This is a genomic window from Escherichia sp. WS338, from assembly GCF_046486405.1.
Lineage (GTDB): Bacteria > Pseudomonadota > Gammaproteobacteria > Enterobacterales > Enterobacteriaceae > Escherichia > Escherichia coli.
On the sequence record NZ_JBJQLL010000004.1, the window covers coordinates 51,912 to 75,199 of the forward strand.

The 23,288-nt window shown below is 47.5% G+C and carries 18 protein-coding genes; 8 read left to right on the forward strand and 10 right to left on the reverse strand.

All coding sequences use genetic code 11. The features are described from left to right. Positions 1-408: 408 nt before the first annotated feature. Entirely contained in the window at positions 409-1,023 is a 615-nt protein-coding gene (gene evgA / locus ACJHWT_RS04415) for an acid-sensing system DNA-binding response regulator EvgA (RefSeq protein ID WP_000991370.1), read from the forward strand. Between the two features lie 4 nt (positions 1,024-1,027). After that, on the forward strand, positions 1,028-4,621 hold the full coding sequence (evgS, locus tag ACJHWT_RS04420; protein ID WP_001317965.1) for an acid-sensing system histidine kinase EvgS: 3,594 nt from the start codon (positions 1,028-1,030) through the stop codon (positions 4,619-4,621). A gap of 55 nt (positions 4,622-4,676) precedes the next feature. On the opposite strand, the gene yfdE is transcribed toward evgS, so the two are convergent. The 5 genes from yfdE to ACJHWT_RS04445 form a co-directional block, all read right to left on the reverse strand. Continuing rightward, positions 4,677-5,822 (reverse strand): CoA:oxalate CoA-transferase, encoded by a 1,146-nt coding sequence (gene yfdE / locus ACJHWT_RS04425; protein WP_001317966.1) that lies wholly within the window; start codon positions 5,820-5,822, stop codon positions 4,677-4,679. A 73-nt stretch (positions 5,823-5,895) separates the two neighbouring features. After that, positions 5,896-6,840: a transporter YfdV gene (gene yfdV, locus ACJHWT_RS04430; RefSeq protein ID WP_000955028.1), complete on the reverse strand. Its 945-nt coding sequence runs from the start codon at positions 6,838-6,840 to the stop codon at positions 5,896-5,898. 69 nt (positions 6,841-6,909) lie between these two features. Continuing rightward, on the reverse strand, positions 6,910-8,604 hold the full coding sequence (gene oxc, locus ACJHWT_RS04435) for an oxalyl-CoA decarboxylase (RefSeq protein WP_410232314.1): 1,695 nt from the start codon (positions 8,602-8,604) through the stop codon (positions 6,910-6,912). A 53-nt stretch (positions 8,605-8,657) separates the two neighbouring features. After that, positions 8,658-9,908 carry a formyl-CoA transferase gene (gene frc / locus ACJHWT_RS04440; protein ID WP_000106759.1) on the reverse strand — a complete coding sequence of 417 codons (1,251 nt, stop codon included), beginning with the start codon at positions 9,906-9,908 and terminating at the stop codon, positions 8,658-8,660. Between the two features lie 512 nt (positions 9,909-10,420). Further along, positions 10,421-11,053, reverse strand: coding sequence for a YfdX family protein (locus ACJHWT_RS04445; protein ID WP_000825604.1), 633 nt, complete (start codon positions 11,051-11,053; stop codon positions 10,421-10,423). 295 nt (positions 11,054-11,348) lie between these two features. On the opposite strand from ACJHWT_RS04445, the gene ypdI reads away from it, so the two are divergent. Then, positions 11,349-11,624 (forward strand): colanic acid biosynthesis lipoprotein YpdI, encoded by a 276-nt coding sequence (ypdI, locus tag ACJHWT_RS04450; RefSeq protein ID WP_000867651.1) that lies wholly within the window; start codon positions 11,349-11,351, stop codon positions 11,622-11,624. A 76-nt stretch (positions 11,625-11,700) separates the two neighbouring features. Here the strand turns inward: ypdI and ACJHWT_RS04455 are convergent, their stop codons facing one another. Further along, a complete protein-coding gene (locus ACJHWT_RS04455; protein WP_000639883.1) occupies positions 11,701-11,943 on the reverse strand; it encodes a YfdY family protein in 243 nt (80 codons plus the stop codon). 352 nt (positions 11,944-12,295) lie between these two features. Between ACJHWT_RS04455 and lpxP the strand changes: the two genes are divergently transcribed. Together lpxP and ypdK are read left to right on the forward strand one after the other, a co-directional pair. After that, entirely contained in the window at positions 12,296-13,216 is a 921-nt protein-coding gene (gene lpxP, locus ACJHWT_RS04460) for a kdo(2)-lipid IV(A) palmitoleoyltransferase (protein ID WP_000484405.1), read from the forward strand. Between the two features lie 355 nt (positions 13,217-13,571). Then, the gene (ypdK, locus tag ACJHWT_RS04465) at positions 13,572-13,643 is read left to right on the forward strand and encodes a membrane protein YpdK (protein WP_010723117.1); all 72 of its coding nucleotides are present in this window, start codon (positions 13,572-13,574) and stop codon (positions 13,641-13,643) included. A 64-nt stretch (positions 13,644-13,707) separates the two neighbouring features. On the opposite strand, the gene alaC is transcribed toward ypdK, so the two are convergent. Further along, positions 13,708-14,946: an alanine transaminase gene (gene alaC / locus ACJHWT_RS04470; protein ID WP_000785949.1), complete on the reverse strand. Its 1,239-nt coding sequence runs from the start codon at positions 14,944-14,946 to the stop codon at positions 13,708-13,710. Between the two features lie 376 nt (positions 14,947-15,322). Between alaC and ypdA the strand changes: the two genes are divergently transcribed. The 3 genes from ypdA to ACJHWT_RS04485 are packed head-to-tail and all read left to right on the forward strand — an operon-like array spanning position 15,323 to position 18,639. Then, the gene (gene ypdA / locus ACJHWT_RS04475; RefSeq protein WP_000544359.1) at positions 15,323-17,020 is read left to right on the forward strand and encodes a two-component system sensor histidine kinase YpdA; all 1,698 of its coding nucleotides are present in this window, start codon (positions 15,323-15,325) and stop codon (positions 17,018-17,020) included. A gap of 14 nt (positions 17,021-17,034) precedes the next feature. Next, the gene (gene ypdB / locus ACJHWT_RS04480; RefSeq protein WP_001295458.1) at positions 17,035-17,769 is read left to right on the forward strand and encodes a two-component system response regulator YpdB; all 735 of its coding nucleotides are present in this window, start codon (positions 17,035-17,037) and stop codon (positions 17,767-17,769) included. A gap of 12 nt (positions 17,770-17,781) precedes the next feature. Beyond that, positions 17,782-18,639, forward strand: a complete 858-nt coding sequence (locus ACJHWT_RS04485; RefSeq protein ID WP_000646863.1) for an AraC family transcriptional regulator — start codon at positions 17,782-17,784, stop codon at positions 18,637-18,639. 2 nt (positions 18,640-18,641) lie between these two features. Here the strand turns inward: ACJHWT_RS04485 and ptsP are convergent, their stop codons facing one another. From ptsP to ypdF, 3 genes are read right to left on the reverse strand one after another with little or no spacing between them, the layout of a single operon-like run. Beyond that, the gene (gene ptsP, locus ACJHWT_RS04490; protein WP_000955883.1) at positions 18,642-21,137 is read right to left on the reverse strand and encodes a phosphoenolpyruvate--protein phosphotransferase; all 2,496 of its coding nucleotides are present in this window, start codon (positions 21,135-21,137) and stop codon (positions 18,642-18,644) included. A 24-nt stretch (positions 21,138-21,161) separates the two neighbouring features. Further along, complete coding sequence (gene ypdE / locus ACJHWT_RS04495; RefSeq protein ID WP_000366063.1) at positions 21,162-22,199, reverse strand: aminopeptidase; 1,038 nt, start codon at positions 22,197-22,199, stop codon at positions 21,162-21,164. Next, entirely contained in the window at positions 22,199-23,284 is a 1,086-nt protein-coding gene (gene ypdF, locus ACJHWT_RS04500; RefSeq protein ID WP_000173231.1) for an aminopeptidase, read from the reverse strand. The genes ypdE and ypdF overlap by 1 nt, the downstream gene beginning before the upstream one ends. Between the last annotated feature and the right edge of the window lie 4 nt (positions 23,285-23,288).

Sequence of the window (23,288 nt, forward strand, 5' to 3'; positions counted from 1 at the left end):
TCTCATTTCGCATAGATGAAATTTATGAATTGAATGAAAAGAGTATTCATTCTTCATATCAAACACAGTGCATGTGTTGCACATTATCCCAGGAACGTTGGAGGCCTAATTTAAATGAGGTGCAAAAAAAACAACAGAGGACTAAACCGTGGCTTTTGCAATACAATTCTTACGCCTGTAGGATTAGTGAGAAGACTTATAGTGCCAATGTGAAACTATAAATCATCGGTACAATACCTGATTTTATTGTTGACATTTCATATATGCCGACTATTTATATGGTATACTTGTCGAATTATCTTAAAGGAAGCTCAAATTTTCTTATTTTTATTGAGAAAATGAGATGATGCCTTATGTCTGTATTACTACAGGGAGAAGGGAGATGCTTCATTGCAAAGGGAATAATCTATGAACGCAATAATTATTGATGACCATCCTCTTGCTATCGCAGCAATTCGTAATTTATTGATCAAAAACGATATTGAAATCTTAGCGGAGTTGACTGAAGGGGGAAGTGCCGTTCAGCGGGTGGAAACACTTAAACCTGATATCGTCATCATTGATGTCGATATCCCCGGAGTTAACGGTATCCAGGTGTTAGAAACGCTGAGGAAGCGCCAATATAGCGGAATTATTATTATCGTCTCCGCTAAAAATGACCATTTTTACGGGAAACATTGTGCTGATGCTGGCGCTAATGGTTTCGTGAGTAAAAAAGAAGGCATGAACAATATCATTGCGGCTATTGAAGCTGCAAAAAATGGCTACTGCTATTTCCCCTTCTCTCTCAACCGGTTTGTTGGAAGTTTAACGTCCGACCAGCAAAAACTCGATTCCTTATCGAAACAAGAAATTAGTGTCATGCGGTATATTCTTGATGGCAAGGATAATAATGACATTGCTGAAAAAATGTTCATCAGCAACAAAACTGTCAGCACTTATAAAAGTCGCTTGATGGAAAAATTAGAATGCAAATCACTGATGGATCTTTACACATTCGCACAACGTAACAAAATCGGCTAACCACATGAAGTTTTTACCCTATATTTTTCTTCTCTGTTGTGGTCTTTGGTCGACCATAAGTTTCGCAGACGGAGATTACATCGAATATCGTGGCATCAGTAGTAACAACCGTGTCACACTTGATCCACTACGTCTGAGCAACAAGGAATTACGTTGGCTAGCGAGCAAAAAAAATCTTGTGATTGCAGTACACAAGTCCCAAACAGCTACGTTGTTGCATACCGATTCGCAGCAACGGATTCGTGGTATTAATGCTGATTATTTAAGTCTTTTAAAAAGAGCGTTAAATATCAAATTAACACTCCGGGAATACGCAGATCATCAAAAAGCAATGGACGCGCTGGAAGACGGTGAAGTTGATATAGTGTTATCACATTTAGTTGCTTCGCCGCCTCTTAATGATGACATTGCTGCAACCAATCCTCTGATAATTACCTTTCCGGCGCTGGTCACTACCCTTCACGATTCAATGCGACCGCTTACCTCATCAAAACCAGTAAATATTGCTCGGGTAGCAAATTATCCCCCAGACGAGGTAATTCATCAATCATTTCCAAAAGCAACAATTATCTCTTTTACAAATTTATATCAGGCATTAGCATCCGTCTCAGCCGGACAGAATGATTACTTTATTGGTAGTAACATCATTACCAGCAGTATGATTTCCCGTTATTTTACTCACTCCTTAAATGTAGTGAAGTATTATAACTCACCGCGTCAATATAACTTTTTATTAACCAGAAAAGATTCTATCGTTCTTAATGAAGTACTCAATCGATTTGTTGATGCTTTAACAAATGAAGTTCGCTATGAAGTATCACAAAATTGGCTTGATACAGGAAACCTGGCCTTTCTGAACAAACCATTAGAACTCACTGAACATGAAAAACAGTGGATTAAGCAGCATCCCGATTTAAAGGTGCTAGAAAATCCTTACTCGCCACCCTATTCTATGACAGATGAAACTGGCTCAGTTCGGGGCGTGATGGGTGATATTCTTAATATTATTACCTTGCAAACAGGTTTAAATTTTTCTCCGATCACCGTTTCACACAATATTCATGCTGGGACACAGCTTAACCCCGGTGGATGGGATATATTGCCCGCCGCTATTTATAGTGAAGATCGAGAAAATAATGTTTCATTTGCTGAAGCCTTCATAACAACGCCTTACGTTTTTGTCATGCAAAAAGCGCCTGACAGTGAACAAACATTAAAAAAAGGAATGAAAGTTGCCATTCCCTATTATTATGAGCTTCATTCGCAATTAAAAGAGATGTATCCGGAGGTAGAGTGGATAAAAGTCGATAACGCCAGCGCTGCATTTCACAAGGTTAAAGAAGGTGAACTTGATGCTCTGGTCGCGACACAGTTAAATTCGCGTTACATGATCGACCATTACTATCCTAATGAACTTTATCATTTTCTTATTCCCGGCGTTCAGAATGCATCACTTTCGTTCGCTTTTCCTCGCGGAGAACCGGAACTTAAGGATATTATTAATAAAGCACTGAATGCAATTCCCCCAAGCGAAGTTCTGCGCCTGACCGAAAAATGGATTAAAATGCCCAATGTGACCATTGACACATGGGACCTCTATAGCGAGCAATTTTATATTGTTACGACATTATCCGTTTTATTAGTTGGCAGTAGCCTTTTATGGGGATTCTACCTGTTACGCTCAGTTCGTCGTCGTAAAGTTATTCAGGGTGATTTAGAAAACCAAATATCATTCCGGAAAGCGCTCTCGGATTCCTTACCGAATCCAACTTATGTTGTAAACTGGCAAGGTAATGTCATTAGTCACAATAGTGCATTTGAACATTATTTCACTGCTGATTACTATAAAAATGCAATGTTACCATTAGAAAACAGTGAATCCCCCTTTAAAGATGTTTTTTCTAATACGCATGAAGTCACAGCAGAAACGAAAGAAAACCGAACAATATACACACAGGTATTTGAAATTGATAATGGCATCGAGAAAAGATGCATTAATCACTGGCATACCTTATGTAATCTGCCAGCAAGCGAACATGCTGTTTATATTTGTGGTTGGCAAGATATTACCGAGACGCGTGATTTAATTCATGCACTCGAAGTAGAGAGAAATAAAGCGATCAATGCAACTGTCGCAAAAAGCCAGTTTCTGGCAACAATGAGTCACGAAATAAGAACACCAATAAGCTCCATTATGGGCTTCCTGGAACTTCTGTCGGGTTCTGGTCTTAGCAAGGAACAACGGGTGGAGGCGATTTCACTTGCCTACGCCACCGGACAATCACTCCTCGGCTTAATTGGTGAAATCCTTGATGTCGACAAAATTGAATCGGGTAACTATCAACTTCAACCACAATGGGTCGATATCCCTACTTTAGTCCAGAACACTTGTCACTCTTTCGCTGCGATTGCTGCAAGCAAATCGATCGCATTAAGTTGCAGCAGTACGCTTCCTGAACGCTACCTGGTTAAGATCGACCCTCAGGCGTTTAAGCAGGTCTTATCTAATTTACTGAGTAATGCTCTCAAATTTACTACCGAGGGGGCAGTAAAAATTACGACCTCCCTGGGTCACATTGATGACAACCACGCTGTTATCAAAATGACGATTATGGATTCTGGAAGTGGATTATCTCAGGAAGAACAACAACAACTGTTTAAACGCTATAGCCAAACAAGTGCAGGTCGTCAGCAAACAGGTTCTGGTTTAGGCTTAATGATCTGCAAAGAATTAATTAAAAACATGCAGGGCGATTTGTCATTAGAAAGTCATCCAGGCATAGGAACGATATTTACGATCACAATCCCGGTAGAAATTACCCAACAAGTGGCGGCTGTCGAGGCAAAAGCAGAACAACCTATCACACTACCTGAAAAGTTGAGCATATTAATCGCGGATGATCATCCGACCAACAGGCTATTACTCAAACGCCAGCTAAATCTATTAGGATATGATGTTGATGAAGCCACTGATGGTGTGCAAGCGCTACACAAAGTCAGTATGCAACATTATGATCTGCTTATTACTGACGTTAATATGCCGAATATGGATGGTTTTGAGTTGACTCGCAAACTCCGTGAGCAAAATTCTTCCTTACCCATCTGGGGGCTTACAGCCAACGCACAGGCTAACGAACGTGAAAAAGGGTTAAATTGCGGCATGAACTTATGTTTGTTCAAACCGTTGACTCTGGATGTACTGAAAACACATTTAAGTCAGTTACACCAGGTTGCGCATATTGCACCTCAGTATCGCCACCTTGATATCGAGGCCCTGAAGAATAATACGGCGAATGATCTACAACTGATGCAGGAGATTCTCATGACTTTCCAGCATGAAACGCATAAAGATCTACCCGCTGCGTTTCATGCACTAGAAGCTGGCGATAACAGAACTTTCCATCAGTGTATTCATCGCATCCACGGTGCGGCTAACATCCTGAATTTGCAAAAGTTGATTAATATTAGCCACCAGTTAGAAATAACACCTGTTTCAGATGACAGTAAGCCTGAAATTCTTCAGTTGCTGAACTCTGTAAAAGAACACATTGCAGAGCTGGACCAGGAGATTACTGTTTTCTGTCAGCAAAATGACTAAATAGCGGCTCCCACAATGTTCAAATGTGGGAGCTATTTACCAGCACATCTTACATTTATGATGAGAACTCCTGGCGAATTTGTTCCCCATGCTGGTCGAGCGTTGCCGCTCCCGGCATAACATGCGGGTCCGCGCAGCCGCTGATTTTTATCGGATTACCCGGCATCATTATTCCCCCGGCTTCAATCAACATATTTCTCGCCTGAGTTTGTGGTAAATTAATGGCCTCAGCCACACTTAATAACGGCGCGACGGGCACACCAACTTCATGTATTCTGGCTAACCAAACTTCAGCTGCCTGCGTTTTTAACGTTCGCTCAATATATTGTTTAAGAATAGCCTGGTTTTGTACGCGTAAAATATTGCTGCTAAATCGGGGATCATTAACCAGTTCTGTAAGCTCCAGTGCCTGGCATAACACAGAAAAAAGCTTGTCATTACCACAACAAATCGTAATCGGCTTATCCTGAGTATCGAAAACATCAAAAGGTGCCATGTAGGGATGGCGATTTCCCAGGCGTTGTGGTGACTTCCCAGTCGCGATATATGCCATCAGCCCATGCTCCAGAAAACTCAGCGTGGCATCAAACATCGCTATATCGACATGCGCCCCTCTCTGGCTCTTTTCGCGGCCATAAAGTGCACTCACTATTCCACTGAATAAATAAACACCGCCACAGAGATCCGCAAGAGAGGTACCAACGCGCACTGGCGGAGCATCAGGGTATCCTGTTTCCATCATTATCCCGCTCATTGCCTGAATGATGGTATCGTAGGCAGGAGCATCTTTTAGCGGACCGGTATGTCCGAAACCTGACGATGAAGCATATATAAGGCGCGGGTTGATTTCTTGTAACCTTTCCCATGAAAACCCGAGTTTTTCCATTGTACCTGGACGAAAATTCTCAGCTAATACATCAGCTTGTTTAAGCATATTTATAAATATACTTTTATCGTGATCATTCTTTAAATCAAGAACCACACTCTCTTTGCCATGATTAATAAAACTGTAATAGAGTGACTGTCCATCCACATAGGGACCAAATGTGCGGGTATCATCACCATGACCCGGCGGCTCAACTTTAATTACCCTTGCACCCATATTACAAAGAAGTTGAGTTCCGAAAGGCCCATTAAGGACATGCGTCATATCGATAACTAATAAGCCTTCAAACGGCCCTTTGCATTCATTATTTGTCATTTGCTTATGCCTTGAAAAAAGCCGAAGGTGAAAAGACACTTCGGCATTTATGTAAAATAAATAACATGATTAATTATGAAACCAGTCGACTGACATAAATCCACAAAGGAGCCGTGACGACAAAACCCAGTACGCTCACAGCCAATGACGCTGTACCAGTGCGGGTGTAGACATTAAACCGGCTGGCAATAATGATTCCGGAGAATGCCGGCGGTAATGCGCCTGCCAGTACCATCATCTGCAAATGTTCGCTATTCAAATGACATGCCATACCGACGAGAAGCAGCGCCAGTGGCATCAGAATCAGCTTCAGGAAAGTGTTATAAGCAATTTCGGCACTGAACTCGAATTTATGTGCAGCCAGAGTCAACCCCGCAGCGAATACCGCTACCCCTGAGTTAGCCTTCGCAATCAGATTAAAGGTTGGGTCCCATGCTGCCGGAATTTTTACCCCAACCAACACCAGGATCGTTGCCAGAACAGGTGCCCATACTACTGGCTCCTTTGCCGCAGAAATTAATGCGCTCAGATTACTATTCTTCTTACCATCCGCTCCTGAGGAAGGATTCAGCAAATACAGACCAATAGGAATAGTAATTGCGTTAACAATAATAGAAATAATTGCTACAACTAAACCTGTTGATACGGAATCACCATAAATAGGATCGAGAACTGCAAATCCCAGGAATCCAATGGTAGGTGAACCTGCAATTAATGCACATACTGCTGCTTCTGCATGAGTACGTTTAAAAAATTTGTAGCAACCGAACCAGGAGAAAAAGAAACATCCGACAATAACCACAAGTGATACAAGGGTCAGACGAGTGTCCGCAAAAATCATTTCCCTGTTTGCCCGGGTAATAGATACAAATAGAGCTGCAGGAAGAGCGTAGTTTAATACCAGTTTATTAAATGCCCGGGCTTGATCTTCTGAAAAAGTTTCTCGTCTGCCGCTAAAATAACCCAACAGCATGATTACGATAATAGGCAATAAATCGCCAATAAAAAATGTTAGCATAATAGTATTTCCGATAAGGGTCCCCTCACCATCGCATAATAAGTTGGCAAGAGGAGACGATGTCAGTATTTAATTACCAGCGACTTGTTTTGGGTTAAGTTTGGTAATATGGCCACTTTCAGTTCCTGCTGCTGGGTCGATGACCACATTAATAATGGTCGGTTTGCGCGACTGAATTCCGGTGGTTAAAGCATGACGAAGTTCATCTGTCGTGGTGACGTTATAGCCAACGCCACGAAACGCATCCATTAATTTGTCATACCTTGCATGGTGCAACAGATCCGTTGGCGATGGTGCACCAGCGCCGCTGAGATCAACACCGTCTCCTCTGTAGATGCCGCCATTATTAAAAATAACGATCGTCACCGGCAGGTTATATCGACAAATCGTTTCAATTTCCATCCCACTGAAACCAAAAGCACTATCACCTTCAATGGCGACAACCGGAGAACCAGAGGTCACGCTAGCACCGATGGCATAGCCCATACCGATGCCCATGACACCCCAGGTGCCACAATCCAGACGACAACGTGGTTTATACATATCAATAATATTTCGTGCATTATCCAGGGTATTTGCCCCTTCATTAACTAAATAAATATCCTGGTTCTCGCGCAAAACATCGCGCACGGCACTCAATGCATTAAAGTAATTTAATGGTTGGGTATCTGTACTTAACTTTTCATGCATTTTTTGTGCATTTTGCTGCTTGTGGATATTTAAAATATCGCGCCACACCAGTGGAGTCGTGAATGTGTTTTGTTTCAATTCTGCCAGCATACCTTGCATACTGGATGCAATATCGCCAACGACTGGCACAGCAATGGGGCGGTTGCTGTCAATTTCCTGCGGTTCAATATCCAGTTGAATAAACTGTGTATCTGCCGCCCATCCTTTTTTACCGTGTGCCAGTAACCAATTCAGTCGTGCGCCAACAAGCATGACAACGTCAGCATTTGCCAGGGCAAACGAACGCGCAGCTGCCGCAGAAAGTGGATGCGTATCTTCGAGGATCCCTTTCGCCATAGACATTGGCAGGAATGGAATCTGGGCACTTTCAATAAATTCACGAAGCTGTTCATCAGCTTGTGAATACGCCGCGCCTTTGCCAAGGATAATTAATGGTCGTTCAGCTTTTGCTAAAAGCGAAATTGCGCTAGCGACTGACTTCGGGCATGGCAATAATGCTGGCGACGGATTTTCAACTTTTACAATCGTGGTTAACGCTTCGTCTTTTTCCATCGTCGCGGCCAGGACATTTGCTGGCAAATCAAGATAAACTCCGCCAGGGCGACCCGATACTGAGACCCGGATAGCGCGTGCCAATGCAATGCCAAGATCCTGCGGCTGATTAACGCGGAATGCTGCTTTGGCATACGGTTTTGCCGCATTCATTTGGTCCAGCTCTTCATAATCACCTTGCTGTAGGTCGACGATCGCGCGGTCGCTGGAGCCGCTAATCATGATCATCGGAAAACCATTTACCGTTGCGTTGGCCAATGCGGTCAAACCATTGAGGAATCCTGGCGCAGAAACTGTCAGGCAGATCCCCGGTTTTTGGGTAAGAAAACCGCTTGCCGCAGCGGCATAGCCTGCCGACTGCTCATGACGAAAACCAATATAACGAATGCCTTCCGCCTGGGCATGGCGCGCCATATCCGTCACAGGAATACCTACAACACCATAAATAGTGTCAATACCATTCTGTTTTAATGCTTCAACGATGATATGCATACCATCTGTCATTTGAAGTTGATCTGACATGATTAATAACCTCGAAATTTTTATAAATTGGGAGCCAGAAGCCCCCGTTAATATCAGATGGCGTGGTTTTGCTTCATTGCAGCAATTTCATCGTCGCTATAACCCAGCTCCTGCAATACAGCAGCGGTATGCTCACCTAATAGCGGCGCAGCTTTAATATCCGGCGTAAAGGCAGAGAATTTCATTGGACAACCAACGGTCAGATATTTTCCACGCAACGGTTGTTCCACTTCGACAACACTACCACTTTGGCGCAAAGAGGGATCAAGTGAAATTTCTTTCATACTTAAAACCGGTGCACAAGGAATATCAAACTGAGTCAAATAGGCCACCGCTTCATGTTTATCAATAGTGACAGTGTATTTTTCGATTTCAGCAAAAATATCGAAAATATGTGGCTGTCGGGCATGGGCTGTACTGTATGCCGGATCGGTAATCCATTCTGGTTTGCCGATGGCTTTACAGGTGTTTTCCCAGTTTTGCTCCTGAATAGTGAAATAAATATAGGCGTTAGGATCGGTTTCCCAGCCTTTACATTTCAGGATCCAGCCAGGCTGACCGCCACCACCCGCATTACCACCGCGGGGAACTGCATCACCAAATGTGCCATTCGGATACTGCGGGTATTCTTCCAGATACCCCAACTTATCGAGACGCTGCTGGTCGCGTAATTTCACGCGGCAAAGGTTCAACACGGCATCCTGCATTGACATGGTGACTCGTTGCCCACGCCCCGTTTTTTCGCGATGCAGCAAAGCAGCAAGTAAACCGATCAGCAAATGCATTCCGGTGTTGCTGTCACCCAACGCTGCAGCGCTTACCAGCGGCGGACCGTCCCAAAAACCTGTAGTAGATGCCGCGCCACCCGCTGCCTGAGCAACGTTTTCATAGGCTTTTACATTCACATAAGGCGAACACTCATCAAACCCTTTGATCGAACCAAAAATCAGACGTGGATTGATTTCTTGAATATGCTCCCAGGTGAAGCCCATATGATCAATGGCCCCTGGATGAAAGTTCTCGACTAAGATATCAGCTTCGCGGATCAGCTTTTCCATTACCTCTTTGCCTTCCGCTGTTTTGGTATTTAATTCAATAGAACGTTTGTTACTGTTAAGCATGGTGAAGTAAAGCGCATCGATATCAGGAATATCTCGCAGCTGGTGGCGCGTTACGTCACCAACGCCGGGACGTTCAATTTTAATGACGTCAGCGCCAAACCAGGCCAGCATCTGAGTACAAGATGGGCCAGATTGCACACCAGTGAAATCGAGAACTTTAATTCCTTGAAGTGGAGTTGACATAGCAATACCTATTAGTTAATTAAATATATGTTAATTTAGCGTTTATTTAAGGCATAATGCTCTCTATAAATAATCCGCAAAATATCGTCGTAGCTGCACTCGATATTTTTAAATTCCTGTATCAAGTGCTGATAATCATTTCATCGCCACTTCCAATTCCTTTCTGCATGGTAAGTAGTGAGGACGAAAAGAAGAATATGATAAATATTGGTTCGCGGTAATCAGAGAGGGCCGCGACATTTGTGATGTTATTCTTACAACTGTAAGAAGCGCCGGTGATGTACAAGTAAGGGTATGATTACGCTTTTTAAAGCGTACCATAAAACATAACATAATAAATGATTTATGATGACACGGGATTATTGCGGTTTACTTTGAAGAATATAAAATGCGAGTTTATAGCACCGCGAGCGCCAAATAATTTTATGGCCACAACCTGTCGTATTGTGGCCATAAAAAATTGTCGGCTGGAGGGAGTAAAATCCTTTACCTCAATATATTGCCTGTCAGCTTTAGTTCACAAACAGTGCTTCGCTATCGACGATGATTCCATCTTCCGCACCTTTAAGCGCCAGGTTTGCCTCGTAGTATTGCTTTTTATCAAGCAGTTTCTGCGCATCAGCAAGTGCATTACGAGTCTGTTTGAGCGGCATCAGATATTGGTTTTCCATTACACCAACACCGGCCAGGCGAAGCTCTTCCATTGCGCCCTTTTTATCCCCTTTCGCCATTTTTTCGTTGGCAATTTTTATCGCGGCTTCTTTTTCGGGTGTCGCTACATAACTCTCAGAAATTCCGACAGATGCATTAATGACAATATATTGGTCATCATTGAGATTGGTCTTTTTACCTGGCTTAGCGAACTTTGCCCATTCGGTACTGTCATCTGACAACAAAGCTGAAGCTTCATTGGTCAGTTCTTTTGCCTTTTCCGGATCGCCATGAAACAGAGCCAGGCGCGCTACCTGCACGTCACGCATCGCATATAAACCTTGTTCAGAGATACGCTCTGCTGCTGCCGTTTTCTGGGTTTGCTGAACTTGCTGAGTTTGCTGTTGTGCCGCTACCGGTGCATTATCAGCCGCCCATACAGTTGAAGATGCCAGAATTGCTGTGACCATCGTAGCCATAATTAAACGTTTCATACTTACCTCATTCTTTAACAGTTTTAGAAAACGCCGCCATCATATTGGGTGAGCATGAAATGAGAAATCAGAGAGCAACGGTCATTTTGAAAGGGTTATCTTACAGTTGTAGTTATTATCGCAAGAAGTATTTTAGTCTTACAATTGTAGGAATATGCTTCCTGTCACAGAGAACTATTCTTATATACCACAAAGAGATGTCATTTATTATATCGATGTAAATACTGATTAATTAAATGTAAATACAGCCATAACATCGTAGGTTCTCAGTGAACCATTTTCAGGATAACTTTCTATGAAAGTAAACTTAATGATTTTTAGCTTATTTTTATTGGTCTCTATTATGGCATGCAATGTTTTTGCATTTTCCATTTCTGGTGGTAGAAGTGAGACGAGCTATAAAGAGACAGAAAAAACGTCAGTGATGACGACAACTCATTCTACAAAACTTCAGCCATCACAGGCGATTTTGTTTAAGTTGAGAGAAGATGCGCCACCATTAAATCTCACAGAAGACATTACGCCCCCTTTTTCGACAAAGGCGAATTATCTTATTCATCCTGTGCGATAGCGTCTGTCACATGGCAGGTGAACAATCATGCCTGATGCTGATGTGAACACCTGCCCAAATGAGCCATCCTGACCCACTAGCGCCTGCCATACCCCACCATAAAGCGAATCATCAAGCCACAAGCCGGGGCAAGAAACATAAATATCCCCGTCACCAGTTCATTACCGCCTGTTAACCACATGGTGAAGTAATAAATGAGTGCAGCGAGGATCACCATGCCGAAGAAAGAAGAGACCGCCGATACCACGTTCAGTACCTGACCGATGTAGCCGCTTACGCAGACAATACACAGGGCGAGAAACATCCATAAATAAATCATAGCTCAACCTCCTGCCGCGCTAAAAAACCTGTAACTTCAGTCACTTTAATAGTAAGACAATCCTTAACCTCTGGCAATTTTTGCTAAGCATCAATGAAAACAGCACGTTAAATGCAACGCTATTGCGTGCGGAAAATTTTTTACTTTGCACGATTAATAATCAGTAGCTGAAAGCAGTCAGCCAGTGATAAAGTAGAGCCACCGCATTCATGCTCCTCGTGGTTATGTCCTGACTAGTCTTTACACTCTTTACAGGAACCATTGTCGTACATGATGGCCCAACCAATTGAGTGTACCGCTGTCGACATGGAATCTTCTGCGATACAACAATTCGTATCTACAGAAGGTAACTATGTTTCCACAATGCAAATTTTCCCGCGAGTTTCTACATCCTCGCTACTGGCTCACATGGTTTGGGCTTGGTGTACTCTGGCTTTGGGTACAGCTTCCTTATCCTGTTCTCTGCTTTCTCGGCACGCGTATTGGCGCAATGGCGCGACCATTCCTGAAACGGCGTGAATCTATCGCCCGTAAAAACCTGGAACTTTGTTTCCCGCAGCATTCTGCGGAAGAACGCGAGAAGATGATTGCCGAAAACTTTCGTTCACTCGGCATGGCGCTGGTAGAAACCGGCATGGCGTGGTTCTGGCCCGACAGTCGCGTACGTAAATGGTTTGATGTTGAAGGGTTGGATAACCTTAAACGCGCACAAATGCAAAATCGCGGCGTAATGGTTGTCGGCGTCCATTTTATGTCGCTGGAACTGGGCGGCCGCGTGATGGGACTGTGCCAACCAATGATGGCTACCTATCGTCCACATAATAATCAGCTGATGGAATGGGTGCAGACCCGTGGGCGCATGCGCTCTAACAAAGCGATGATCGGCAGAAATAATCTGCGCGGCATTGTCGGTGCACTGAAGAAAGGTGAAGCGGTATGGTTTGCTCCCGATCAGGATTATGGTCGTAAAGGCAGCTCCTTCGCGCCGTTCTTTGCGGTGGAAAATGTCGCCACAACCAATGGTACGTATGTCCTTTCACGTCTCTCTGGCGCAGCCATGTTAACCGTAACGATGGTAAGAAAAGCAGATTACAGCGGATATCGTTTGTACATCACCCCAGAGATGGAAGGCTACCCGGCAGATGAAAATCAAGCCGCTGCCTATATGAACAAGATTATCGAAAAAGAGATCATGCGCGCACCGGAGCAGTACCTCTGGATCCACCGTCGCTTTAAAACGCGCCCGGTGGGAGAATCGTCGCTATACATTTAACAAACTGCTCTTACTCTTTCCCTTCTCAAATCAGCCATAATAACCTCATGGTTTTTATGGCTTTTTTCTTAAGGTTTTTTCCTTCGCTGAATCTCTAATTATTACCGTCAGAAATTAAACTGTCGCCGATATGAGACACTTGTAAGTTACTAAAAGTAAATAAGAAAATGCCTCTTGTCTCGTTTCAGTTTTAGGCGTACATTAGCGCCGTCTGGAGCAGTTTAGCTCAGAATTCTGGGGTGATGCCCACGGTAAAATACAGGACTTTTAAGGTCGTTTTGCCCGGTGTCAACTCACTGTATCAGGTGTAATGAAGTCATTCAGGCGTAACAGTAATTACGCGGAGAGATGTAAAGTGAAATATTTCTTTATGGGCATTTCTTTTATGGTCATCGTTTGGGCCGGTACTTTTGCCCTGATGATCTAAAAGCAAACTGTGCAATGAAAAACAGGAGCCATCTGGCTCCTGTTTGCATTTCTGGCGATGGTGTTTATTCCGCGTTTTCGTGAATATGTTTGCTGCTGGCGGGTAGTAAACCGTCGGCACGGAACATCGCTTTAATTCCACGAATCGCCTGACGAATACGGTCGCGGTTTTCAATCAGTGCAAAGCGAACATGCGTGTCGCCGTAGTCGCCAAAGCCAATCCCCGGAGAGACACAGACCTTCGCTTCGTTCAGCAGCTTCTTGGCAAATTCCAGCGAGCCCATGGCAGCATACGGTTCCGGGATTTTCGCCCAGACATACATCGAAGCCTTCGGCATTTCGACCATCCAGCCCGCTTCATGCAGCCCTTTTACCAGTACATCACGGCGGCGTTTGTACTGTTCAGCAATGTCGCGCACGCACTGTTGATCGCCCTCCAGCGCCGCAATCGCTGCCACCTGCAACGGCGTAAAGGTGCCGTAATCGTGATAGCTTTTAATACGTGCCAGCGCGCTGACCAGCGTTTTGTTGCCAACCATAAAGCCGATACGCCAGCCCGCCATGTTGTAGCTTTTCGACAGCGTAAAGAACTCGACCGCCACATCGCGTGCACCTGGCACCTGCATGATTGACGGCGCTTTCCAGCCATCGTAGACGATATCGGCATAGGCCAGGTCATGGACCACCAGCACATCGTAGCGTTTCGCCAGCGCCACAACCTTTTCGAAGAACTCCAGCTCCACGCATTGCGCGGTTGGATTCGACGGGAAGCCGAGGATCATCATCTTCGGTTTCGGATAACTTTCGCGAATGGCGCGTTCCAGTTCGTTGAAGAAATCGACACCTTCCACCAGCGGCACTGAGCGTACCTGCGCCCCGGCAATCACCGCGCCGTAAATATGAATCGGGTAGCTTGGATTAGGCACCAGTACAGTGTCACCATGATCCAGCGTCGCCAGCATCAGATGCGCCAGTCCCTCTTTCGAACCAATAGTGACGATGGCTTCTGATTCCGGGTCGATCTCAATGCCGTAGCGATCCTGATACCAGCGGGAAATGGCGCGACGTAACCGCGGAATGCCGCGTGACGTGGAGTAACCATGCGTGTCCGGGCGCTGGGCCACCGTACATAATTTTTCGACGATATGCGGCGGAGTCGCACCGTCCGGGTTACCCATACTGAAATCAATAATATCTTCGCCGCGCCGACGCGCAGCCATTTTCAGTTCAGCGGTAATGTTAAAAACATAGGGCGGGAGACGATCAATGCGCGTAAAGCGACGTTCAGGGCGAGTGTCAGCCATAATTTCCTCAGATTAACGTTAGCGCCCGGACCGTCCGAGCGACGCTGCCACGATGGTGGCTGTTTTGAAAATAGCCTGATTAATTTCTGTCTGTCCAGCGTTTTAGAACATTTTTATTAATGACGTTAAATGAGGAACTCTGCTTTAAAAACAGGAAATTTATCTGCGCTAACAAGAAAATTACCACCCATTTTATTAACATAATAATTTCAATAAATTTACTAACCAGAAGTGCATTATCAAGAGATGCATTGCTAATACACCATTTATCTATCAATCCCCTTTTAAAATTGTGGTTTTTCCTCAAAAACGGCCTGCTGGTCATCAGCCTTCAGGTTACCTATCATAGAGGTTTAATCCTTATTCAGAGTCACCCGTGCACGAAATATTCAACATGCTGCTGGCGGTCTTCGATCGGGCAGCGTTAATGCTTATCTGCCTGTTCTTTCTCATCCGTATCCGTCTGTTTCGCGAACTGTTGCACAAGTCGGCGCACTCCCCAAAAGAGTTGCTCGCCGTTACCGCCATTTTCTCGCTGTTCGCCCTGTTCAGCACCTGGTCCGGCGTTCCTGTAGAAGGTTCGCTGGTGAACGTACGTATTATCGCGGTGATGTCAGGCGGGATTCTGTTTGGCCCGTGGGTGGGCATCATTACCGGCGTGATTGCGGGTATTCACCGTTATTTAATTGATATCGGTGGCGTGACGGCGATCCCCTGCTTTATCACCAGCATTCTGGCGGGTTGTATATCGGGCTGGATCAACCTGAAAATCCCCAAAGCACAGCGCTGGCGCGTCGGTATTCTCGGCGGCATGTTGTGTGAAACGTTGACCATGATTCTGGTGATTGTCTGGGCACCAACTACCGCATTGGGGATCGATATCGTCTCTAAAATCGGGATTCCAATGATCCTCGGCAGCGTCTGTATCGGCTTTATTGTGTTGCTGGTACAAAGTGTTGAGGGCGAAAAAGAGGCCAGCGCCGCGCGGCAGGCCAAGCTGGCGCTGGATATCGCCAACAAAACGCTGCCGCTGTTTCGCCATGTCAATAGCGAGTCATTACGCAAGGTCTGCGAAATTATCCGCGATGACATTCACGCTGACGCGGTGGCAATCACCAATACCGATCATGTGCTGGCCTACGTTGGCGTGGGTGAACATAACTATCAGAATGGCGATGACTTCATTAGCCCGACTACCCGCCAGGCGATGAATTATGGAAAAATCATCATTAAAAACAATGATGAAGCCCACCGCACACCAGAGATTCATTCCATGCTGGTGATCCCATTGTGGGAGAAAGGCGTTGTGACCGGAACGCTGAAAATTTACTACTGCCACGCGCATCAGATAACCTCGTCATTACAGGAAATGGCGGTCGGTCTGTCACAAATCATCTCCACGCAACTGGAAGTTTCGCGCGCTGAGCAGCTGCGTGAAATGGCAAATAAGGCAGAGCTTCGCGCCCTGCAAAGCAAAATTAATCCCCATTTCCTGTTTAACGCTTTGAACGCTATTTCATCGTCAATCCGTCTGAATCCGGATACCGCTCGCCAGCTGATCTTTAATCTGTCGCGTTATCTGCGCTATAACATTGAATTAAAAGACGATGAGCAAATCGATATCAAAAAAGAGCTGTATCAAATTAAAGACTATATTGCCATTGAGCAGGCCCGCTTTGGCGACAAGCTGACGGTTATCTATGATATTGATGAAGAGGTGAATTGCTGCATTCCCAGCCTGCTGATCCAGCCGTTGGTGGAAAACGCCATTGTCCACGGTATCCAGCCTTGCAAAGGTAAAGGCGTTGTCACCATCAGCGTTGCAGAGTGCGGTAATCGGGTACGCATTGCGGTGCGGGATACCGGGCACGGCATCGATCCAAAGGTGATTGAGCGGGTCGAAGCGAACGAAATGCCGGGCAATAAAATTGGCCTGCTGAATGTCCATCATCGCGTGAAGTTATTGTATGGCGAGGGGCTGCATATCCGCCGCCTGGAACCAGGAACGGAAATTGCGTTTTACATTCCTAACCAACGCACCCCTGTCGCCTCACAGGCTACGTTATTGCTTTGAGCCGGAGTGATATTGTGAAAGTCATCATTGTTGAAGACGAATTCCTGGCACAACAGGAACTGAGCTGGCTAATTAAAGAGCACAGCCAGATGGAGATTGTCGGCACCTTTGACGACGGTCTGGACGTGTTGAAGTTTTTGCAGCATAACCGCGTCGACGCCATTTTTCTGGATATCAATATTCCGTCGCTGGATGGTGTGTTACTGGCACAAAACATCAGCCAGTTCGCCCATAAACCGTTTATTGTGTTTATCACCGCGTGGAAAGAACATGCGGTAGAAGCGTTTGAACTGGAGGCGTTTGACTACATTCTCAAACCGTATCAGGAGTCACGCATTACCGGGATGCTGCAAAAACTGGAAGCAGCCTGGCAGCAACAGCAGACCAGCAGTACGCCTGCCGCGACGGTAACGCGTGAGAATGACACCATTAATCTGGTGAAAGATGAGCGAATCATCGTCACGCCAATTAACGATATCTATTACGCCGAAGCGCACGAGAAAATGACCTTTGTCTATACGCGGCGTGAATCCTACGTAATGCCGATGAACATTACCGAATTTTGCAGCAAACTGCCGCCATCGCATTTTTTCCGCTGCCATCGCTCATTTTGTGTCAATCTGAACAAAATCCGCGAGATCGAACCGTGGTTTAATAACACCTATATTCTGCGGCTGAAAGATCTGGATTTTGAAGTGCCGGTCAGCCGCAGCAAAGTTAAAGAATTCCGCCAGTTAATGCATCTTTAATCGGGAACTTTCATGAAAGCACCAGGCTTGCCCGCCGATCAACAATTTTTCGCCGATCTGTTCAGCGGCCTGGTGCTTAACCCGCAACTACTGGGGCGCGTCTGGTTTGCCAGCCAGCCTGCCTCATTGCCAGTGGGCAGTTTATGTATTGATTTTCCCCGTCTGGATATCGTGCTACGCGGCGAATACGGCAATCTGCTGGAAGCAAAGCAGCAACGTATGGTGGAAGGAGAAATGCTGTTTATTCCGGCACGCGCGGCTAATTTACCGGTCAACAACAAACCGGTGATGCTGTTAAGCCTGGTGTTCGCACCGACCTGGCTTGGCTTATCATTTTACGATAGCCGCACCACGTCGTTGTTGCATCCTGCCCGCCAGATCCAGCTTCCCAGCCTGCAACGCGGTGAAGGTGAAGCGATGCTTACAGCCCTCACCCATCTTAGCCGTTCGCCGCTGGAGCAGAATATCATTCAGCCGCTGGTGTTAAGTTTGCTGCATCTTTGCCGTAACGTGGTGAATATGCCGTCGGGCAATTCGCAGCCGCGCGGCGATTTTCTCTATCACAGCATTTGTAACTGGGTTCAGGATAATTATGCCCAGCCGCTCACCCGCGAGAGCGTGGCGCAGTTTTTTAATATCACGCCCAATCATCTGTCAAAACTGTTTGCTCAGCATGGAACGATGCGTTTTATCGAGTATGTGCGTTGGGTGCGAATGGCGAAGGCGAGGATGATTTTGCAGAAATATCATCTGTCAATTCATGAAGTGGCGCAGCGTTGCGGCTTTCCGGACAGCGACTATTTTTGTCGCGTTTTCCGGCGTCAGTTTGGCCTGACGCCGGGAGAGTACAGCGCCCGTTTTCAGGGCTAACGTCAGAAGGTTAATTCCGTTTCCAGCAGCGTCAGAATACTTTGCGCATCTTGCGCGGCAAACAACGACTGGCGGAAGTTTTTATTCACCAGTTTGCGCGCCAGCTGCGAGAAGACTTTCACATGGTTCATCCCTTCGTTAGCACCCAGCGTCAGCATGATCACCAGTTCGACTTCGCCCATCTCTGACTGCCAGTCAACCGGTTTCACCAGCCGGGCAATGCTGATACTGGAATGACGGATCCACTGAGATTTGGTGTGCGGGATCGCCACGCCAAAACCAACGCCAGTAGTGACAATCTCTTCCCGCTGCCAGACATCTTCTTCCAGCTCAAACGGACGTTCAGTACGCCCGTTAACGCCCAGGTTGCCGCACAGAAACTGGATCGCCTGCTCTTTATTGCTAAAGGCCTGATCAACAAAGATATTCTCCAGCGCCAGCAGCGGGCGAACGTCTTCTTCCGGCGTAAACGCGGTGAGTAACGCTTCAATCTCCTGCGCGCTGCGGCATTCACATGCCTGACGCGCCAGTTCCCGACACGCCTCGCTATCCAGTTGACGAAGCTGGCTTTTCACCGCCGGAATGCGCGGGCTACTCATACTCAGCTCATCCAGGCCCAGCCCAAGCAGTAGCGGAAGATAACGGCTTTCACCGCCCAGTTCACCGCAAATACCTACCCATTTACCCCGCTGATGCGCAGTGGTAACAATCTGCTGCAACATGCGCAGGAACGATGGCGTAATCGGGTTATACAGCGGCGATACGCGCGGGTTATTACGATCGACCGCATACAGATACTGGGTCATATCGTTAGAACCGATACTGAAGAAATCAACCTCATCGCAGAAGTGGTCGATGATGTAGCACACCGACGGCACTTCCACCATGATACCCAGCGTAATCGTCTCTGCATGACGCAGACCATCGCGCTTAAGCTCAACGATCGCTTTTTGGAGCTCACCCTTCACCCATAAGATCTGATCGAGACTGTGGACCATTGGGATCATCAACTGGGCGTTGCCGAAACTGGCAGCGCGCAAAATCGCCCGCAATTGAGTACGGAACAGGCCAGCAAATTCCGGGTAAATACGTACCGCGCGATAGCCGAGGAACGGGTTCTCTTCCTGGGGAATGTTGAGGTAAGGAATGCTTTTATCGCCACCGATGTCCATCGTGCGGAAGATAATCGGCTTGTCGCCCGCCGCCAGTAGCACCTGCTGGTACGCTTCAAACTGTTCCTGCTCGTCCGGCACGCTGTCGCGATCCATATAGAGCATTTCGGTACGAAACAGCCCAACGCCTTCCGCTCCGTTGGCAAACGCGCCTGGGGCTTCCAGAGCTGTGCCAATATTCGCCGCAATATCAATACGCTTTTTATCACGGGAATAGGCCAGCTGCGCGGCAGCTTGCGCCTGTTGTTTTTGGCGTTTATCCGCCAGCGTCTGCGCCACCTGGTAATAACCGCTCACCGCATCGTTGGGATTAATTGCCAGTACGCCGCACTGGGCATCAAGCACTGCAGGTTGCCCGGCATAACGGGCAATCGCATCCAGCGGCAGGCCGCTCAGTACCGGGATCGCCGAAGCGCGGGCCAGAATCAGGGTATGCGAGGTGCGCCCGGTTTTCTCCAGAATCATGCCCGCAAGATTTTTTAAATCGAGGCTCAAAAACTGGCTTGGGGTTAAATCTTCAGCCACCAGAATGGTCGGTTTTTCAAGCACCAGATTATTGCGCGGTTTTAGTTCCGGCCAGGTGATATGCAGCAACTGTTCGCTGATATCGCGAATGTCGCTGACCCGCTCGCGCAGATAATCGCTAGCAGAAGCAGAAAGTTTGGCACAAACCTGCTCCATATTGCTGATGATCGCCGCCCCCAGCCCCTGATGCTGTTCTGCCATCAGGTGACGGATATTGCCTGCAAATTCATCATCCTGAATCAGCGACAAATGGGCGCTGAGGATAGTTTTGCTTTCGCCGTCACGCTCACGCAATTGCTGGTTCAGTTGCTCGGCAAGCGTTGCCAGACTGTGCTCCAGTAGGGTGGAATCTTGCGCACTCGCAGGGATCACCCGATAACTGTCGAGGCTGTCGCTCTGTAACAGGGTCAGTGTACCCACGCCAACGCCGCTTGCCAGCACGTTGCCGTACAGTAAATCCGGGTTCAGGCGGCTTAATGAACGCGGCAGCGGATGCGCCGTCAGTTCTGCCAGCGTCGGCTGGACGCTATCGCTGTCGATAAAGCGCACCTGGATATACTCTTCCAGCACTCGCCGCGCCTGCTCTTCATCGCTACCGCTAATGTTCAGACTGCAACTGTCATTAAATAGGGTGCCAGTGCCAATCAGCGCCAGCGAGCTTTTCGCATCGGCCTTTGCGTTCTGGCGATGGTTAATAAAAGTGATTTCGCTTTGCCACTGGCTGCACTGCTCTTTAAGTTCCCACGCCGGACGAGCATGTAGACCGTTAGGCAAAGGACAGAGAAATTGAATCGTTAACATAACCGCTCCGGGTTAATCAGGAGATCATCTGAAATCCGTCAGTTGAACAACCGTCTCACGCGTAAGACGTTGAATAAGGGCAGATAAAAGCTGCTGCATCTGCAAAATGTCACGGCAATCGGCAATCGATGCGGCGCAATGTCCGTGGCGGGTGGCAGGCCCCATCACCACTGTGGGTACGCCAGTGCCGGTTAAGTGCACCGCCCCACCGTCCGTGCCACCGTTGCTGAACATATCCGCCTGCAACGGCACGCCAATTTCTGCCGCCACGGTTTCAATCCACGCGGTAAGTTTTGGCGGCGCAATCAGCGATTTATCGCTTAACACCAGCATCGGCCCGTTACCAATCTGACGATGGTTAGCCGCGCCATAATCAAAGTTTTTCGCCCAGCAGGCGGTATCAAGCACAATGGCGACGTCCGGCGACACCGCGCGGGTGGCAGTTTGCCCGCCGCGTAATCCCACCTCTTCGCTGGAACTTGCCACCAGCCACACCTCCGCAGGCAGTTCGGCGTCGTGCAGCTCACGTAGTAACGTCACCAGCAGATAGCAACCGAGGCGATCATCAAAGGCTTTCCCCATCACCCGCTGGTGAGGGAGAACCTGAAAAGTTGTATCAAAGGTGACGCGATCGCCTGGACGAATTCCCGCCTGCATCACTTCGTCATACGAGCGCGCACCAATGTCCACGCGCATGGTGCTGACGTCATTCCCCTGCCGGTCGCCGTCAAGCAGGCCTGGAATTTTGCACTCTTCACGGGTAGTGATACGCACCGACTGAAGCTGGCGGGCAGCCATGCGTACATTGCCAACCGGCAACACATCGATCGCCCCTTCGCGGGAGATGCTGCGCACCATAAATCCCACTTCGTCCATATGCGCACAGATCATCACCTTCGGACCTGTCGACTCATTGAGTCGGATCAGCACCGATCCCAGCCCATCAAATCGCACTTCTTTTTGCAGGCGATCCGCTTCTTCCAGCAGGATCTGCCGTACTTCCTGTTCCGAGGAGGCGATCGCATCTGCCTCGCTCAACGCTTTTAATAACGATAAATCCATTATGCCTCTCCCGTGAGCAACACTGTTTTCGGCATGGCGTAGAGCACTTCTGCACCTTGCGGGGTGACCAGCACAACATCTTCGATGCGCACGCCCCCTTGCCCTGGCAAATAAATCCCCGGCTCCACGGTCAGTAACATGCCTGGCTGTAGCGTCGTGGTGTCCCGCGGTGAAAAACGCGGATCCTCATGGACTTCAATACCGATAGCATGACCGGTGTTATGACCGAAATAGTCGCCATAACCGGCTTCTGTAATCACCCGGCGCGCGGCGTCGTCAACCTGCTGGCAGCGTACGCCGGGGCGAATCGCGGAGATTGCTGCGAGCTGTGCCTGCAGGACAATCTGATAGACGTTAAACAGCGGGTGAGATTCGGCGCTCACCCCTTCGCCATTCACCAGCAAGGTGCGCGTCATATCAGAGCAGTACCCCTGATAGAGCGCACCAAAATCAAGAGTGACAAACTCGCCCGCTGCAACAATCTTGTCGCTGGCTTTACCGTGCGGCAGCGCGCCACGCCAGCCGCTGGCGACAATGGTGTCAAAAGAAGCTTTTTCTGCGCCCTGCTGGCGCATAAACCACTCCAGTTCAGCGGCTATCTCGCATTCGCTCATACCCGCCTGAATAAAGCGGCGAATATGCTCTGCGCCACGATCGGCAATCCCGCAGGCAAGGCGGATTTTCTCCACCTCTTCTGGCGTTTTGATTTGCCGCAGCACATCCGGCGTGGCGCTCACCAGTTTCGCATTGAGTTCGAACTGCCAGCGGTGCGCGGTTTCCCAACTCACCTGCTGGCCTTCAAAACCGAGCGTTTGCAACTGCTCATCGGCAATGATTTGATTGACGATAGTGGTAAGCGTGTTCGTCGCGTCAAGCAAATGCAGCTGGTAGCCTTGCGTGCGGGCTTCTACATCCGCGTAATAGCGCGAGTCCACCAGAATGTGCGCACTTTCACGGCTAATCAGCACATAGCCTGATCCGGTGGAGATCCCCAGATGCGGCTGTTTGTTCTGCCGTGAGGAGAGAAGCACCGCATCCAGTTGTTGCGCCTTAAGCCAGTCGCGCAGCGAAGCGAGTAATGTCATCAGG